Below are 16662 nucleotides of genomic sequence, written 5' to 3' on the forward strand. Positions count from 1 at the left end.
CCGGATCGTTCCCCACCGGGCTGGGGTCCATGCCCGGAAGCCCTTACCCTTGGGTTTTGTGTTCCGTAGCCGTGCGAAGGATGAGAAGGCCCAGGACGCCGACAAGGCGCCGGTGAACTTCTCCAAGCAGCCCCGCGACCCCCAGGCCCCCAAGGGCCGCCCCACGCCGAAGCGCAGCCAGGCCCAGAGCCAGCGCCGCAGCGTGGCCAACACGTCGATGACGCGCAAGGAGGCCGCCAAGCGCCAGCGCGAGGAGCGCCGTGCCGCGCTGGAGCGCCAGCGCCAGGCGCTGGCCAGCGGCGACGAGCGGTATCTGCCCGCGCGTGACAAGGGGCCGGTGCGCCGGTTCGCGCGTGACTTCGTCGACTCGCGGTTCAACATCGCGGAGTTCTTCCTGCCGATGGCCGTGGTCATCCTCGTGCTGAGCATGGTGCGGGTGGCGGCGCTGCAGAACATCGCGCTGCTGCTGTGGCTCGTGGTGATCGTGCTGATCGTGCTCGACTCGTTCGTCACGGCCTTCCGCCTGAAGAAGCAGCTGAGCGAGCGCTTCGCGGGTGAGAACAGGCGCGGTGCGGTCGCCTACGCCCTGATGCGCTCGCTCCAGATGCGCCGGCTGCGGCTGCCGAAGCCGCAGGTCAAGCGTGGGGAGCGGCCCTGACCGCGACGCCGTTCTCCGGGGGTGCGGCACAGGCCTGGCTGGACCGGCTGGGCGGGCTGCGTGACGTCGTCCGGCAGGAGCTGGTGGCCCGCCAGCTGGACGAGCAGATAGTCGGGCGTTTCCCGGTCGGCAAGCGGCTGCGGGTGCTCGACGTGGGCATGGGCCAGGGCACGCAGGCGCTGCGGCTGGCCCGGGCCGGGCACCAGGTGACCGGTCTGGAGCAGGACGCGACGATGATCGCCGCAGCCCGGGAGTCCCTCGCCGGGGAGCCGGAGGGCATCCGGGAACGGATGCGGATCATCGAGGGGGACGGCCGGGACACCGGCGTGCACTTCCTGCCCGGCAGTTTCGACGTGGTGCTCTGCCACGGCGTGCTGATGTACGTGGAGGAGCCCGACCCGCTGCTGGCGGGGCTGGCCCGGATGCTCGCGCCGGGTGGGCTGCTGTCGCTGCTGGTGCGCAACGGCGACGCGCTCGCGCTGCGGCCGGGCCTGTCCGGCGACTGGTCCGGGGCGCTGGCCGCGTTCGACACGGTCGCCTACCGCAACCGGCTGGGGCTCGACGTACGGGCCGACCGGCTGAAGGACCTGACGGCGACGCTCGCGGGGATCGGGGCGCCGCTGCACGCCTGGTACGGGGTGCGCGTGTTCACCGACACGGCGGCGGACGGCGCCGAGCTCCCGGCCGACGTCGAGACGCTCCTCGCGGTGGAGGAGAAGGCCGGGCGGACGGATCCGTACCGCGGGGTGGCCGCGCTGCTGCACCTGTGCGGCGTACGGGGCTGAGGCACCCCGCGCGGCGGGTGGGCGAGGGCCGCCGGCCCCCGCCCCCGGCTCACGCCTCGGCCGCGTGCAGGCTCATCGGCCCGTAGATCTCCGTGGCGTCCTCGAACAGCCGCACCTGGTCGGCGCCGCCCTCCTTCAGATCCTTCCAGTGCTCCCCGATCCAGGACTCGGCGTCCCCCTGGGTGGGGAACTCCTCCGGCGGCACCGCGGGCTCGACCTCCGTCCCGTCGGTCTTCTCGAACCGCCACGTCCATGCCGCCATGTACGCCTCCCATGTGTGTGAGCACACTGCACAGCGAAAGCCGGATCCCGGTCCGGCTCCCGACCCGAGCCTATGCGCTCCGCCGGTGGGGCGTCACAGACCCTGCGGGAGCGCGGGGTGTGGGGCGGGTGCGGGTCGTGGGTGGTGTTCGCGCAGTTCCCCGCGCCCCTGGAGGGGCGTCTCCGTCACGCGCGTTGCAGGTGCAGGGGTGAGAATCGGGGCGTGGAACTGACTCTGCTCGGCACCGGCGCCCCCGCGGGACTCCCCCGCCCCGACTGTCCCTGCGCGGCCTGTGCGGCCGCCCTGGGCCCGGACGCGCGGGCGGCCACCGCGCTGCTGGTGGACGGGGTGCTGCTGCTGGACCTGACGCCCGGGGCGGCGTTCGCCGCCGCGCGCGCGGGCCGTTCCCTGACCGGGGTGCGGCAGGTGCTGCTGTCGCATCCGCACGACGGGCCGGCGGTGGAGGTGCCGGCGGGGCTGCCGCAGCCCGGACGGGTGCCGGACGGGCGGGAGTTGACCCTGCTGACCGGGCACCGGGTGCGGGCGGTGGCGCTGGACGCGCCGGGCACGGGCTACGCGGTGACCGGGCCGGAGGGACAGCGGCTGCTGTATCTGCCGCCGGGCGGGGCCCCGGCGGGTCTGGAGGAACCGGCCGCGCCGTACGACATGGTGCTGGCGGACGTCGTGGGGCGGCCGGACGCGCTGGCGAAACTGCGGGCGGTGGGGGCGGTGGGGCCGACGACCGACGTGGTCGCCGTGCACCTGGACCACGACGTGCCGCCGGGCCCGGAGCTCGGGCGGCGGCTGGCCGCGGCCGGGGCGCGGGCCGTGCCGGACGGGGCCACGCTGGCGGTCGGGGCGTACGAGGAGGTGCCGGACGTGCCGCGCCGGACGCTGGTGCTGGGCGGGGCGCGGTCGGGGAAGTCGGTGGAGGCCGAGCGGCGCCTGGAGGCCTTCCCCGGCGTGCTGTACGTGGCGACCGGCGGGTCGCGCGACGGGGACACGGAGTGGTCGGCGCGGGTGTCCGCGCACCGGGAGCGGCGGCCCGGGTCGTGGCGGACGGCCGAGACCTGCGATCTGGTGCCGCTGCTGCGGGAGCAGGGGCCGCCGCTGCTCATCGACTGCCTGTCGCTGTGGCTGACGGACGCGATGGACGCGGCCGGGGCGTGGGACGACGCGGTGTGGGCGGAGCGCGGCGAGAAGGTGCTGCGGGAGCGGGTGCGGGAGCTGACGGAGGCGGTGCGGGCCACCCGGCGGACGGTGGTCGCCGTGTCGAACGAGGTGGGGTCGGGGATCGTGCCGGCGACCGCGTCGGGGCGGCGCTACCGGGACGAACTCGGGCGGCTGAACGCGCGGTTCGCGGCCGAGTGCGAGCATGTGCTGCTGGTGGTGGCCGGACAGGCCGTGGCGCTGAAGGGCTGACGGCCGCGGCCCTCACCCGGCGGTGCGGGCGATCAGCCGGTACGCGTTGGCGAACCGGGTGCGGCGGGCCACCGGGGCGAGGAGGTGGTCGGCCACCGCCGCCAGGGCCACCAGCGGCACGCCCGCGCGGAGCAGGGCGCCCCGGGCGTGGCGGTGCGAAGGGGGCGGGGGGATCGCGCGCCAGGGCGTGTCGGGGGCCGGCAGGGCGTGCGAGAGGGACAGGGCCACGGCGCCGGAGAGGTCGTGCGGGACGTGGGTGGGGCGGTGGTCGACGGTGACGATCGTGCAGCCGGCCGCCTCCAGTTCGGCCCGCAGGTTGCGTGGGGGCATCAGGTGGAGGTGGCGCGGCTGGTCGTAGGGGAGCCACCAGCGGCCCAGGAGGGCGGCGAAGACGCTGCGGGGGTCCAGGGTCTCGACCAGGAGGTGGCCGCCCGGGCGCAGGACCTCCAGCGCCGCCCGGAGTTCGGCGCGCGGATCGGGCGTGCCCTCCAGGTGGTGGAGCATGCTGACCACGTCGTAGCGGCCGCGCAGGGGCGCGGTGAGACGGGGGTCGGTGAGGCGGCCGACGTGCGCCTCCTCGACGCGTTCGGCCGAGCGGGCCCGGACCACGCGGGGGGACGGGTCCAGGCCGTCGAACGCGGTGTAGGGGAAGAACTCCCGGGCGGTCGCCGGGAAGCGCGCGTGGCCCGTGCCGACGTCCAGCCAGCTCTCCGGTTCCCCGAGGCGCCGCATCGCGCGGGCGGCCGAGCGGTGCCGCCCGCGGCCGGCGCGCAGGGCGAGGAGCCCGTCGCTCGCCGGGTCCCTGGGCGCTCCGCGCACCGTCCGGTGGTACAGGGCGAGTCCCTCGGCGGTCAGGCGGGGGTTCTGGAAGGTGTGGCCGCAGTCCCGGCACTCGTCGACGGTGAAACCGCCCGGCTTGTACTGCCGCAGGTCACCCGTGCGCAGCCGGTTGCGCAGCCGGGCGGAACCGCACCAGGGGCAGTCCTCGCGGCGCGGTTCGTGGACCCGTGCGGTCGCTTGCGGGGCGTGGGCCGCGGAGGCGGCCGAGGGGGCGGGACGGGCGGGCATGGGCGGCTCCCGGGCGCGAGGGCATGGGCAGGGGACGGACGGCGGGGGTGGTGGACGACCGTGCGCGGTCACCGCCCGGTGATCCGCCGGGCACCTGCCGACCCTTCCGACATTTCACTGCAAAACGGAACGTATGGGATGCCGATCCCGGGTGCAACGACGTCGTCCCGGCGGTGTGGTGATGTGGCGCCGTGCTGTTCGATCGGGGCCGGTACTGTTCGGCGAATGAGCTCGCTTAATCTCGACGACTTCACCGATCTGATCGAGCGTCCGGACGGCGGGGTCCGCCGTGACGCCGAGGCGCGCCGGGAGCGGCAGATCGTGCCGCCCGGGTCGCTGGGCCGCCTCGACGACCTGGGCGAGTGGCTGGCGGCGGCGCAGTCGGCCGTGCCGGTGCGGCCGGTCGAGCGGCCGCGGGTGGTGCTCTTCGCCGGTGACCACGGCGTCGCCGAGCTGGGTGTCTCGGCCCGTGGGGCGGGCGGCGCCGGGGAGTTGGTGCGCGAGGTGCTGGAGGGCGGCCGGCCGGTGTCGGTGCTGGCGCGCCGGCTGGGCGTGCCGGTGCGGGTGGTCGACATGGCCCTGGACTCCGACCCCGGGTCCCTGCCCGCCGACGTCGTACGGCACCGGGTCCGGCGCGGCAGCGGGCGCATCGACGTCGAGGACGCGCTGACCCTCGAGGAGGCCGAGGCGGCGTTCCGGGCCGGGGTCGCGGTGGCCGACGAGGAGGCCGACTCGGGTACGGACCTGGTCGTCCTCGGCGATGTGAGCGTCGGCGGGACGACGGCGGCGGGCGTGCTGGTCGCGGCGCTGTGCGGGGTCGACGCGTCGGTCGTGACCGGGCGTGGCGGGCTGGCCATCGACGACCTGGCGTGGATGCGCAAGTGCGCGGCGATCCGGGACGCGCTGCGCCGGGCCCGGCCGGTGCTCGGGGACCAGCTGCAGCTGCTGGCCACGGTGGGCGGCGCCGACCTCGCCGCGATGACGGGCTTCCTGCTGCAGTGCGCGGTGCGCAAGCTGCCGGTGGTGCTCGACGGGGTCGTGACGGCCGCGTGCGCGCTGGTCGGGCAGCGGATCGCGTTCCGCGCCCCGGACTGGTGGCTGGCCGCGCACGACAGCGGGGAGCCCGGGCAGGCGAAGGCCCTGGACCGGATGGCCCTGGAGCCGCTCCTCCATCATGGGGTGACGGTCGGCGAGGCCACCGGAGCGCTGCTGGCCCTGCCCCTGGTCCAGGCGGCCGCGGCCCTGGCGGCGGAGCTGCCGGAGAGGCCGGCGGAGCCGGAGGACCCGGAGAAGTCCGAGAGCCCGGAAGGGCTTGGGGATGCGGAACAGCTCGGTGACTCGGCGCAGGGCATGCCCTCGGCGGGCTCCGGTGGGACGACGGGGTCGGTGACCTAGGCAAGGGCGGGGGATCCCGACCCGGCCCGAGAACCCCGCGCGAGTCGGGAACCCGGCCAGGGCCGAGAACTCCGCGCGGGTCGAGAGTCCGGCCAGGGCCGAGAACTCCGCGCGGATCGGGAATCCGGCCAGGGCCGAGAGCTCCACGCGGGTCGGGATCGGGAATCCGACCCGGGCCCGGGGGAGTCGCTGTGCGTCCTCGGCGAGTGGCGTCAGCGGCGTTCCAGGGACCGGACCGGCTCCGGGTCGGGCGCGCCGCCGATCCAGTCCTGGAAGGCCCGCCGCGGGCCCACCCAGCGACGGTCGTGGTGGTAGGCCCGCAGCCCGGCCCTGGCCCGCGCCCTGGGCCGGTTGCGGTAGAACCGCTTGGCCCACGGGGAGGCCGGACGGGCCAGCCGTACCGCGCCCACCAGGGCGACCAGCGGGACGATCAGGCCCACGACCGCGAGACGGAGCTTGCCCTTGAACAGGGCGATGAGGGCGAAGGCGAAGTTCACCAGGACGTTCGCCAGCACGGCGGCGCGGTTCTGCTCCTGGTCCTCGGACAGGTCGTCGACGCCCAGCGGGGAGAAGCCGAGCAGCAGCAGCCCCACGAGGGAGGCGGTGAGGACGACCATCTCCACGCTCTTGCGGCCGTCCGGCGTCCAGTAGACGTCGGCGAGGTGCAGGATCAGGGCGAACTCGTCCAGGACGAGGCCCGCGCCGATGCCGAAGAGGACCGCGGCCAGGCAGGAGCCGAAGCCGTGCTGACCGCCGGCGACCGCGCCGAAGCCGCCGATGAGGGTGAGGATGACGCCGGGGACGACGTGGTGGACGTGGACGCCACCGCTGCCGCTGATGTTGCGGAAGGGGCCCTTGCCCGCCCGGATGAGGCGCGTGATGACCCGCGTGATCACGAAGGTCAGCACGAACGCGAGGAGGGCGAGGAGCAGCGGAAGCTTGCCGGGCTCGATGATGTTCTGCTCCAGCCATCCCATATGTGAACTTTATCCTCGGCCGCCGTGTCCGCTCTCCTGACCGGCCGGTAGCCTGCGCCGATGACCGGAACCTCGCCCCTCGACGGTGTCCGCTTCGCCTTCGGCACGCTCACGGTGATCCCGGTGCGGGTGACCCGGTGGGACCGCGGGGCGGCGCGCGCCGGCATGCTGTGCGCTCCGCTGGCCGGTGTCGCGGTCGGCGCCGCGGCCGCCGCGGCCGGGCTGGTGCTGCTGTTCCTCGGCGCGGGCGCGCCGCTCGCCGCCGTCGCAGGTGTCGCCGTACCGGCCGTGCTCACCCGGGGGCTCCACCTGGACGGGCTCGCGGACACCGCCGACGGGCTGGGCAGCGGCAAGCCCGCCGAGGACGCGCTGCGGATCATGAAGCAGTCGGACGTCGGCCCGTTCGGCGTCCTCGCCCTCGTCCTGGTCCTGCTGGCGCAGGTCGCCGCGCTCGCCCAGGCCTACGAGGCCTCCTGGGCCCGGGGCGCGTGCGCCGCCGTCGTCTGCGCGACCGTCGCCCGGCTGGCCCTGACGCTGGCGGCCCGGGCCGGGGTGCCGGCGGCGCGGCCGGAGGGGCTGGGCGCTGCCGTCGCGGGTGTGGTGCCGGTGCGGGCCGCGCTCGGTGCCGCCCTCGCCGTCACGGCGGTGGCGGCGGCGGCCGGTGCCGCCTTCGGACCGTACGAGGCGGCCCGTATGGCGCTCGCGGCGCTGCTCGCCCTGGCCGCCGCCGAGGCGCTGCTGCGGCACTGCACACGGCGGTTCGGCGGGGTGACCGGCGACGTGTTCGGCGCCCTCGCGGAGACGGCCGCGACGACGGTGCTGGTCGTTTCGTCACTGGGCTGAAACGAACTCCCCGTCCCCCTCCTGTCCGGGCCGTCCAGCCGCTAGCTTCCTGCTCCGGACACATCACGTGATCGGGGGACGCTCATGCCGAAGCTGCGCCGCGCCGTGGCCTGGTCGATCGACTTCGCACTGGTGGTGGCGCTGGCCTCGGCGCTCGCCGTGCTCACCTTCCACCGGATATCGGCACTCGTCACCGACGTGCCGGAGCTGGCCGCCCGCGGCGGTCTCGATCTGCTGACCTCGCGCGGTGACGTCCTCGGCGCCTCGCAGGACATGGGGCTCACGCTGTGGGACAAGTCGGTGCTCTACGTCGAGCAGGCCTTCGGGCTGCTGGTGCTGACGGTGTTCCTCTACCAGTGGGCGTGCCTGGCGCTGGCCGGGCGCACGGTCGGCAAGGCCCTGGCCGGTCTGAAGGTCACCGCGCTCCCGGCGCGCCGGGCCCGGGCCGCCCGGCGGGCCGCGGTCACCACCGCGGCGGACGTCGCCGTCTACGCGGTGGCCTGTGTGCTGCTGGTGGAGGGTCAGGTCGTGCTGTCGGTGCTGGTGTGGGCGGTCGCCGTGGCGCTGTTCCTGCTGAACGCGCTGCCGGTCCTCTCCCCCGCCCGGCGCTCCCTCGCCGACCGGGTCGCGGGCACGGCGGTCACGGGCATCGGGCTCAGCACTCCCGCCGCCACGCGCCCAGTTCGTACTTCTTGAGCAGCGAACTCAGCTTCAGCCGGCGGGACTCGGGGCAGAAGCGCCCGGTGGGCACCTCGTACTCGACGTGGAAGACCGCCTTGTCCGCGTCGACGAACGGCTTCAGGGCGCCGCACTCGCCGTACTGGGCGCACTGCTCGTTGACGGCGAAGTCGAAGTCGCCGACCAGTTCCGGGATCTGGTCCAGGTCGTTCTTCAGCCCGACGGCCAGGCCCCGGTCGTGGGCCAGGCGGGCGACGAGGCGGTTGTAGCGGAGCTGGTCGGCCGCCGTGAGCGGGAAGCCCGTGTCGTTGCGGTAGCCGTCCATGTTGTCGGGCTCGACCGCGTCGAAGCCCTTGTCGCGGCACATGTCGATGCGGGCCGCCATGAGCGGTTCCAGCACGTCGGTGCGGCGGATGTCGAGCCAGCGCTCGCCGTCCCAGCCGTTGCCCCGGCCGAGGACGGACTTCGGGAACTTCTCGGCGTCCGGGCGGAACTCCTCCCAGGCGCCCGTCGACAGGTAGCAGATGACCTTGCGGCCGTCGTCGTGCAGTGCCGCGACCGTGTCAGCGGAGTGGTCGAAGCCGTCGATGTCGTAGACCGGCACGTCCACGGAGGTGTCCAGGCGCCCGCTGAGCTGCCACTGCCAGGCCGTGCCGGGGCGGGGCTGCCAGCGGGGACCGGGCTTGTCGTCGGGGGCCTGGGTGCAGCCGGCGAGCAGCAGGAGCAGCAGGGCGGCGGCCAACAGCGGGCGTCTCACGAGGTGTTCTCCGGGGTGTACGGCAGCGAGTACGGCAGGGTGCCCCAAGGATGATCCCCGGTTCCGGGCACCGCGCAGTGCACCGCCGCCCCCCGTGCCCGGGCGAGGCCGGCCGGGTCGGCGCCCTGCGGCACACCGTGCACGAGATGGCACAACCGTACGTCCGGGCCGCCGGGCCACGGCTGCGGGGGCAGGGTGCGGTACGTCTCCCAGGTGCCCTCGAAGGTGACGAGGACGTCGGCGACACGGGCGTAGCAGGGGTGCGGTGCCGTGCCGTGGTTGAGGACGAGGGTGCCGCAGCCCACGCCCCAGGCCGCCACGGCGAGCCGCTGGTAGTGCTCGAACTCCTCGGGCCCGGACGGCACCTGGTCGAGGAAGGCGCCGTCGGTGCCGTACCAGTCGCGGTGCCGGGTGAGGTCGCGGACGACGTCGGTGGCGGCGCGGCGGCCGTAGCCGGTGTCGGCGTACCCGAGGACCCGCACTCCCCCGGCGGCCCGCAGCCGGGCGGCCACCTCGGCGAACGCCGGGTCCCGGCGGTCGCCCGGCCCGTCGGCCGGGTTGAGGACCACCCCGTACAGGCGGGGCGCGGCCGCGACGATCGCGTCCCACTCGGCGGGGCGGACGGAGGGGTGCTCGTAGTACGGGACCAGAAGAGTGCTCATCGGTGGGCGGTTGCCCTCCCCAGCCGGGCGCACACCACGGCGGTCTGGACGACGGCCGCCGTGCCGTACACCACCGCGCCCGCCAGGTGCGGGTCGCCGGTGCGGGTGACCAGCAGCAGGGTCTGGGCGAGGGCCGCCGCGCAGCACACCGCCGCCGCGCCGGTCACCGCGCCGAACGACTGGAGCAGCAGGCCCGTCCACAGCACGGCGCCCAGCAGGAGCAGCCCGGCCGTGCGCACTCCGTCCGGCTGCGGGGCCCCGGGCCACAGGGCGGTGGCCGCGACACCCAGCGCGAGGAGCGCGGCGAGGTAGGCGGCCAGGCACCGCAGGACGGTGCGGACCGCCGTGCGCCGGAACTGCCGTGCGGTGGAGCTGGAACGCAGCCCGGCGAGACCGGCGCCGCGGAAGCGGTACAGCAGCCACTCGGCGGGCCCCATGCTGAGGGTGAGGGCCACGGCGGCGGGGGCGGCGACGGCGCCGCCGGAGGCGCCCGCGAGGACGTCGCCGAGCGCCGCGTGGAGCACGAGCACGCCGGTGGCCAGCCCGAACAGGGCGTAGGGCAGGGAGCCCGTGAGCCGGGGGCCGGCGGGGCGGTGGGCCGCGGGCGCGGTGCCGAACGCGCCGAACGGGAGCAGGGCGACGAGCCCCGCCGTCCAGCCGTCCGGGTCTCTCAGGGCGGGCGCCACCTCGCGCAGGGCGAGCGCCCCGGCCACGGTCAGGGAACCCGCCAGAAGGGCGAGGCTCGCCACCGCGGGCAGCGGATCGGCCAGGGACAGCACGGCGCCCGACGCCATCGGGGCGAGGGCGACGAGCAGGTGCCGTTCGCGGCCCATCACCAGCAGGACGGTCGCCGCGGCCAGGTAGCAGGACTGCCCGGCGGCGAAGGCGATCACGGCCGGGGGTGCGCCGCCCGCGCACGCCAGGGCGACCAGGGCGCCGAGCAGCGCGCCCGCCGGGGCGCCGAGCAGCAGGGCGCGCCGGGCGGCCGTGCGGTCGCCCAGGCCCAGCCAGGCGTACGCGCGGTGGGCGAGGCCCTGGTTCCAGGTCCAGCCGCACAGGGCGGCGGCCAGGAGCGGGACGGTGCCGGCGGGCAGGCCGTCGTCGCCCGGGCCGGTGAACAGGGAGGCGCCGAGGACGTAGGCGAGGCCGGGCAGGGCGAAGACGACACCGCGGAGCAGGCAGTCGAGCAGGCCGATCCGCCAGGGGTCGGGGGCGGGGCCGTCGGGTTCGGGGTAGCGGCGTTCGACGCGTGCGTAGAGGGTCTCGGCGAGCGCGAAGGAGTCCCGCACGCCGTACCGCTCGCGTATGCGGTCGTCGGAGAGGCCGTCGGACTCCAGCCGGGCGGCTATCTCGTCGGGGTGGACGGCGGCGGCCACGAAGTCGGCGAGTTCGCCCGCGAGTTCGTCGACGGGGTCGGGCAGGGCCCAGCCGGGGGTGCGCTGCCGGGGGACGCCGGGGAGGGTCTCCGGGCGGGATTCCCGGGGCAGCCGGACGCTGTCGCTCACCAGTCGGTCCCGTCCGTCGCGACGGCCGCGTACCAGGGGTCGCGCAGCTCCCGTGTCCAGTCGGCGACGGTCTCCAGCATCGGCTCGTACACCTCGTCCTCGCCCGCGAGTTCCTTGTAGATGGTGCGGAAGGCGTCCACCGAGCGGCGCAGCGTGAACCGGTCGATGACGCGCTGGCGCGCCGACCGCCCGAGTTCCAGGCGCCGCCCGTCGTCCTTGAGCAGGGTCAGCGCGGCGGCAGCCATCTTCTCGGGCTCGCGCGGCGGCACCACCAGGCCGGTGTCGCCGACGGCCTCACGCACGCCGCCGACGTCCGTGGACACCGTCGTACGGCCGCACGACATGGCCTCGATGACGGAGAACGGGAAGCCCTCGGAGATCGACGACAGCATGACGAGGTGGCCGGCCGCGTAGGCCCGCCAGACCTCGCTGACGCGGCCCTCGAAGGTGAGGCCGTCGGTGACGCCGAGTTCGGCGGCGAGTTTCTCCAGGCGGGTGCGGTAGGCCTCGCCGCCGGGCGGGACCGGGCCGAAGAGCCGCAGCCGGGTCGCGGGGATCTCGGCGCGCACCAGCGCGTAGGCGCGGATCAATGTCTCCAGGTCCTTGATGGGGTCGACCCGGCCGCACCAGGACAGGGTCGGGACCTCGGGCTCGGGGCCGGCGTGCGGGAAGGCGGCCGGGTCGACGCCGTTGTAGACCGTGCGGATCTTGTCGGCGTCGGCGCCGCCGCGCTCCTCCCAGCGGCGGTTGTACCGGTTGCACGGGGTGATCAGGTCGGCGGCCCGGTAGCCGTGGGAGTTCAGCTCGCGGTGGAAGCCGAGCATGCAGGCCTTCACGGGCCAGCGCTGGGCGTCGCCGCGCCGGCCGAGGTAGCGCTCGCGCAGGTAGATGCCGTGCTCGGTGAGCAGGAACGGCACGCCGTCCAGGTGGCGGGCGGCGAGCGCGGGCAGGGTCGCGAGGCCGCTGCTCACGGCGTGCGCCACGCAGTCCTCGGGCAGGCGTGTGCCGAGCGGACGCAGGGCGTGTTCCAGCAGGTCGGTGGCGGTGAGCGCGTCGTGCACGGTGGGGCGGGCGGCGGCCGTCGGCAGATGCGGCATGGTCCAGATCCACATCAGCGACCGCAGCGCCGACTCGGTGCGCAGGGCGGCTGTCAGGTGACCGTCCCGGGCCGGTTCGCACAGCTCGCGCAGGGACTCGCCGAAGTCGGCGTGCGAGCCGGGGTCGAGGAAGGAGAGCAGGAAACGCTCCCAGGTCTCGGTGAAGCGGCGGCGGGCCCTGCCGTAGGGAGGTCTTCCGCGGCCGGGGCGCGGGCCCCACAGCGGAACAGTGGTGTGCGCGCGGACGTTGGGCGGCAGCTCCCAGGCGACGGGCTCACGGCCGCTGCCGGTGAGCGAGACGAGGTGGAAGTCGACCTCCGGCATGCCCTTGACGAGCTGGTCGCACCAGGTGCTGACGCCCCCGTGGACATGCGGGTAGGTGCCTTCCGTGAGCATGGTGACATGACGGCCCGTTCGCCTCATGCGGTGTTTCCCCCTGTGGTGCGGATTCCGTGCGGGGAACTGCTGCCCCGGATCCCGGGTGCGGGTCCGTCGTGGCCGGTCGCGCAGTTCCCCGCGCCCCTCTAGGGCAGCTTCAAGGTGAGAGCCGACCGGAGTGCCTCCGGGGTCGTCCAGGCCGAGCGGGCCCCCGCGTAGGGGGTGCCGAACGTGGTGGTGCCCAGGACGAGTTGCTTCCTGGTGCCCTCCGGGGCGGTCACCGGGATCTGGGTGCCGGAGGGGGCGGTGACCGTGACGGTGCCGCCGATCCGGTACGCCGTCACGCGGTTGTTCTCCAGGGCCGTCCGCCAGGCGGCGCGGCGCTGCAGTTCGGTGCCGATGGCGCTGTGCCGCGGGTTCTCCAGCGGCGTGTTGTCGGCGAACAGCGCCCGGTGGTCGGCGAGCACCTTCTCCATGACCGGGTAGAGCAACCGGTCCTCGGCCAGGTTGGACTGGTGCGCGTAGTGCGGCCGGGGGTCGCCCGCGAGGACGTGCCCGAGGGCGGTGCGCGCCTCCTGCGGGACGATGTGCTCGGCGTAGCCGGTGGCCGCGTCGAGCGGCTCGTCGAGACACGTCGAGGTGGGGTTGTCCTCGCAGACGCCGCTGCCGCCGTCGGCCCGCGAGGTGTAGACCCAGTTGTACTCGTCGGCCATCTCGGCCGCCGTGCCCACGTTGTAGTACACGTTCATGGGGTGGCGCGGCACGGTCAGCGCCTTGCCGACGGCCCGCTGCCCGGGCTCGCGGGAGTTGTCCGAGGCGATCCACCGGACACCGGTGTCGGCGAGGGCGCCGGCCAGGTTCGGGTTGTCGTCCGGCTGCTGCGGCAGCGTCCTGAGGCCCGAGTGCTCACCGGTGACCAGCTCGGTGCGGTCGACGGCCAGGCCCTTGTTCACGGCCCAGGTGTGGTTGTCGCGGATCTGCGCGGCGATCTGGGCGCGGCTCATGTACTTCGTCGAGCCGTCGGCGTTCTTCGCGCAGCTCCACGGCACCCGGGAGGTGTCCTGGACGCAGCCGAGGAAGGGGTGCGTCCAGGTGTGGTTGATCCAGCGGTACTGCGCCTTGTCGGCGAGCAGCCGGGCGGTGAGGGCGTCGGTACCGCCGTGCTCGGTCTTCCACGCCTCGCCCGAGCCGGCGTTGAAGACCATGTCCATGGTGAAGCCGTGCGTGCGCTGCCACTGCGCGGCGTGGGCGGCGTCGTCCGCGGTCATGCGGATCGGCGTGGTGCCCTCGCCGTCGCCGTCCGGGCAGTCGAAGTCGCCCGGGGTGCAGTTGCGGGCGGTGTCCCAGCGGCTGTCCGGGGCGAACACGTCGTCGACGTGGACGGCGAAGGAGTTGCGCGTGCGGCCCAGGTGCACGCCCTGGGTGAGCCATTCGACGATGCCGCGGGCCAGCAACCGGAACTGCTGCTGGTTGCCGTTGTAGGCGAAGGTGACGACGAGTTCGCGGCGGCCGTCGTGCGCGTACTCGCCGACCAGGCTGCCGCGTCCGGTGCCGCCGGGCACGGGGATGTCGACGTAACTGGTGTAGCCGGTGCGCGGCCGGGCGACGTAGCCGTAGCTCTCCTGCACCGCGGCCGCGTTGTCCTCGAAGCGGAACGCGCCGTCGAGGTAGCCGAACCAGCCCGCCTTCCCGGCCGCGGTGACGGACGCCTCGCGCCCGTCGAGGCTGCCGGCCCAGCCGCCCTCGCTCGTGTAGTCGAGGCCGACCCCCGGGTGGGCCCAGGTGTAGGCGTCGACCTGCGGGATGCCGTACGTCCGCTCGTAGGTCTCCAGGGCCGCCTGCTCGGCGGAGCCGGCGCCGAACGGGGCCTCGTTCGGCAGGACGACGCCCTGGTACCTGGCACGCGGCCGGCCGTCGACCGTGTCGCTCAGGAACGCCGCGGTGATCTCGGGCCGGCCGCTGTCGTCGAGGTCGACCTTCGTGTACGGGATGCCCGTGGCGTCGAGGTGCGCGGCGACGGCCCTGACGGAGCTGTCGCCGTTGTCGACCACCAGCACCCTCAGGTCGACGCGCGGGTCCTGCGCGGCCGCCGCCCCCGGGGCCACCGCCCCGGCCGTGATCATGCCTGCCGCCGTCACGGCGGCGGCCGTGTCTCTCCACTTGCGCGCACGCGGCGCCATGGTGCCTCCCCCAGAAGATTCCCCGGGATCCCCTCGCGGCCGCCGCGGCGGCCGGACTCACGGCCGAAGCGGCCGGGCGCGAGGGGGATCCGGGGCATCACACAGAGCGGTGAGCAGGGCGCTCACCGGATCCCGACGAGTGTGACCCAGTTCACCGGTGTGAGGGATCAAGAAATGGCCACTACGCCACCGTCGGGTGAACGCCCGCAGGAATGAGCGAACGGGGCCACGCGCGTAGTCTCGTCGTCGAGTGTTCGCCGCACCGGGAAAGGCCCCGTGAGACCCGCTCTCAGCGGTCCGCATAGGGTCGGCTGTCGGGCCCGGTCGACCCACACCGTTCGACCATGCAACTTCACATCGGAAGCGAGATTTCACCACCGTGACTGCTCTCACTCTCAGCACCGCCGCGGCGCCCGGTCTGCGGGCCGACGCGATCGTGATCGGTGTCGCCAAGGGAGCCAAGGGGCCGGTCGTCGCACCGGGCGCCGAGGCCGTGGACAAGGCGTACGACGGCAGGCTCGCCGGCGTCCTGGAGACGCTCGGCGCCTCCGGTGCCGAGGGCGAGGTGACGAAGGTGCCGGCACCGTCCGGCTTCAAGGCCCCGCTCGTGCTGGCGGTCGGTCTGGGCACGGTGCCCGAGAAGGACGCCGCCTACGACACCGAGGCCCTGCGCAAGGCCGCCGGCGTCGCCGCCCGCGCCCTGACCGGCGCCCGCAAGGCCGCCTTCGCCCTGCCGGTGACCGACGCCGGCGACGCCGGTGCGATCGGGGAGGGCGCGCTGCTCGGCGCGTACTCCTTCGACGCCTACAAGGAGAACGGCAAGGACCCCAAGGCGAAGAACGGCAAGGCCCCGCTCGCCGAGGTCGCCCTGCTCGGCGGCAAGCCCCGCGACCGGGCCTACAAGGCCGCGGTCGAGCGCGCCGTCGCGGTCGCCGAGGAGCTCAACCGGGCCCGCGACCTGGTCAACACCCCGCCGAACGACCTGAACCCGGAGTCCTTCGCCGCGATCGCCCAGGCCGCCGCGAAGGAGCACGGCATCAAGGTGCAGGTGCTCGACGAGAAGGCCCTGGTCAAGGGCGGTTACGGCGGCATCCTCGGGGTCGGGGCCGGCTCGGCCGCCGGACCGCGCCTGGTGAAGCTGTCGTACACCTCGTCCAAGGCGAAGAAGCACCTCGCCTTCGTCGGCAAGGGCATCACGTACGACTCGGGCGGCATCTCGCTGAAGCCGGCCGGCCACAACGAGACGATGAAGTGCGACATGAGCGGCGCGGCCGCGGTGTTCGCCGCGGTCGTCGCCGCCGCGCGGCTCGGCCTGGAGGTCAACGTCACCGGCTGGCTCGCCCTGGCCGAGAACATGCCCTCCGGGTCGGCGACCCGTCCGGGTGACGTGCTGCGGATGTACAGCGGCAAGACGGTGGAGGTGCTCAACACCGACGCCGAGGGCCGGCTCGTGCTGGCGGACGCACTGTGGGCCGCGTCGCAGGAGAAGCCGGACGCGATCGTGGACGTGGCCACGCTGACCGGTGCGATGGTGCTGGCGCTCGGGAACCGGACCTTCGGGATCATGGGCAACGACGACGCCTTCCGCACGGCGCTGTACGAGGTGGCGGAGGAGGTCGGGGAGCCGGCGTGGCCGATGCCGCTGCCGGAGCACCTGCGCAAGGGGATGGACTCGCCCACGGCCGACATCGCGAACATGGGCGAGCGGATGGGCGGCGGGCTCGTCGCCGGTCTGTTCCTGCGCGAGTTCGTGGGCGAGGGCATCACCTGGGCGCACCTGGACATCGCCGGGCCGGCCTTCAACGAGGGCGGCCCGTTCGGCTACACGCCGAAGGGCGGCACGGGCAGCGGCGTGCGCACGCTGGTGCGGCTGGCGGAGCTGACGGCCGCGGGCGATCTGGGCTGACCCTCGCCTGAGAGCCCGGTCTCGCCGGCTGTGCGGCGAGTGCGGGGGCGTGGGGGCTGTTCGCGCAGTTCCCCGCGCCCCTTCGGGGC

General features: G+C 74.7%; 15 protein-coding genes. 7 read left to right on the forward strand and 8 right to left on the reverse strand.

Going from position 1 to position 16662, the window contains the following annotated elements:
- Positions 1-58 precede the first annotated feature (58 nt).
- Positions 59-658 carry a DUF3043 domain-containing protein gene (locus ACPXCS_RS06965; protein WP_425945369.1) on the forward strand — a complete coding sequence of 200 codons (600 nt, stop codon included), beginning with the start codon at positions 59-61 and terminating at the stop codon, positions 656-658.
- Between the two features lie 83 nt (positions 659-741).
- Positions 742-1443 (forward strand): class I SAM-dependent methyltransferase, encoded by a 702-nt coding sequence (locus ACPXCS_RS06970; protein ID WP_425945368.1) that lies wholly within the window; start codon positions 742-744, stop codon positions 1441-1443.
- A gap of 49 nt (positions 1444-1492) precedes the next feature.
- Here ACPXCS_RS06970 and ACPXCS_RS06975 read toward each other — a convergent pair whose 3' ends face one another.
- Complete coding sequence (locus ACPXCS_RS06975) at positions 1493-1705, reverse strand: hypothetical protein (protein ID WP_425945367.1); 213 nt, start codon at positions 1703-1705, stop codon at positions 1493-1495.
- A 222-nt stretch (positions 1706-1927) separates the two neighbouring features.
- Here ACPXCS_RS06975 and ACPXCS_RS06980 point away from each other — a divergent pair, with 222 nt between their 5' ends.
- Positions 1928-3127 carry a bifunctional adenosylcobinamide kinase/adenosylcobinamide-phosphate guanylyltransferase gene (locus ACPXCS_RS06980; RefSeq protein WP_425945366.1) on the forward strand — a complete coding sequence of 400 codons (1200 nt, stop codon included), beginning with the start codon at positions 1928-1930 and terminating at the stop codon, positions 3125-3127.
- Between the two features lie 12 nt (positions 3128-3139).
- On the opposite strand, the gene ACPXCS_RS06985 is transcribed toward ACPXCS_RS06980, so the two are convergent.
- The gene (locus ACPXCS_RS06985; RefSeq protein WP_425945365.1) at positions 3140-4195 is read right to left on the reverse strand and encodes a class I SAM-dependent methyltransferase; all 1056 of its coding nucleotides are present in this window, start codon (positions 4193-4195) and stop codon (positions 3140-3142) included.
- Positions 4196-4420: 225 nt separating this feature from the next.
- Between ACPXCS_RS06985 and cobT the strand changes: the two genes are divergently transcribed.
- Positions 4421-5590, forward strand: a complete 1170-nt coding sequence (gene cobT / locus ACPXCS_RS06990; protein WP_425945364.1) for a nicotinate-nucleotide--dimethylbenzimidazole phosphoribosyltransferase — start codon at positions 4421-4423, stop codon at positions 5588-5590.
- 212 nt (positions 5591-5802) lie between these two features.
- On the opposite strand, the gene ACPXCS_RS06995 is transcribed toward cobT, so the two are convergent.
- Positions 5803-6567, reverse strand: a complete 765-nt coding sequence (locus tag ACPXCS_RS06995; protein WP_425945363.1) for a hypothetical protein — start codon at positions 6565-6567, stop codon at positions 5803-5805.
- 60 nt (positions 6568-6627) lie between these two features.
- On the opposite strand from ACPXCS_RS06995, the gene ACPXCS_RS07000 reads away from it, so the two are divergent.
- Positions 6628-7410 (forward strand): adenosylcobinamide-GDP ribazoletransferase, encoded by a 783-nt coding sequence (locus tag ACPXCS_RS07000; RefSeq protein ID WP_425945362.1) that lies wholly within the window; start codon positions 6628-6630, stop codon positions 7408-7410.
- Between the two features lie 84 nt (positions 7411-7494).
- On the forward strand, positions 7495-8106 hold the full coding sequence (locus ACPXCS_RS07005; RefSeq protein ID WP_425945361.1) for an RDD family protein: 612 nt from the start codon (positions 7495-7497) through the stop codon (positions 8104-8106).
- On the opposite strand, the gene ACPXCS_RS07010 is transcribed toward ACPXCS_RS07005, so the two are convergent.
- The 5 genes from ACPXCS_RS07010 to ACPXCS_RS07030 form a co-directional block, all read right to left on the reverse strand.
- Positions 8066-8845 carry an endo alpha-1,4 polygalactosaminidase gene (locus ACPXCS_RS07010; protein WP_425945360.1) on the reverse strand — a complete coding sequence of 260 codons (780 nt, stop codon included), beginning with the start codon at positions 8843-8845 and terminating at the stop codon, positions 8066-8068. The genes ACPXCS_RS07005 and ACPXCS_RS07010 overlap by 41 nt on opposite strands.
- Positions 8842-9507 carry a spherulation-specific family 4 protein gene (locus tag ACPXCS_RS07015; protein ID WP_425945359.1) on the reverse strand — a complete coding sequence of 222 codons (666 nt, stop codon included), beginning with the start codon at positions 9505-9507 and terminating at the stop codon, positions 8842-8844. The genes ACPXCS_RS07010 and ACPXCS_RS07015 overlap by 4 nt, the downstream gene beginning before the upstream one ends.
- Positions 9504-11012 carry a hypothetical protein gene (locus ACPXCS_RS07020; RefSeq protein WP_425945358.1) on the reverse strand — a complete coding sequence of 503 codons (1509 nt, stop codon included), beginning with the start codon at positions 11010-11012 and terminating at the stop codon, positions 9504-9506. The genes ACPXCS_RS07015 and ACPXCS_RS07020 overlap by 4 nt, the downstream gene beginning before the upstream one ends.
- Positions 11009-12532, reverse strand: a complete 1524-nt coding sequence (gene pelF / locus ACPXCS_RS07025) for a GT4 family glycosyltransferase PelF (protein ID WP_425945357.1) — start codon at positions 12530-12532, stop codon at positions 11009-11011. The genes ACPXCS_RS07020 and pelF overlap by 4 nt, the downstream gene beginning before the upstream one ends.
- A 101-nt stretch (positions 12533-12633) precedes the next feature.
- A complete protein-coding gene (locus ACPXCS_RS07030) occupies positions 12634-14667 on the reverse strand; it encodes a hypothetical protein (RefSeq protein WP_425945356.1) in 2034 nt (677 codons plus the stop codon).
- Between the two features lie 379 nt (positions 14668-15046).
- Here ACPXCS_RS07030 and ACPXCS_RS07035 point away from each other — a divergent pair, with 379 nt between their 5' ends.
- A complete protein-coding gene (locus tag ACPXCS_RS07035) occupies positions 15047-16573 on the forward strand; it encodes a leucyl aminopeptidase (protein ID WP_425945355.1) in 1527 nt (508 codons plus the stop codon).
- Positions 16574-16662: the final 89 nt, after the last annotated feature.

Source organism: Streptomyces sp. DT190 (assembly GCF_049846985.1).
In the GTDB taxonomy this organism is placed as follows: Bacteria; Actinomycetota; Actinomycetes; order Streptomycetales; family Streptomycetaceae; genus Streptomyces.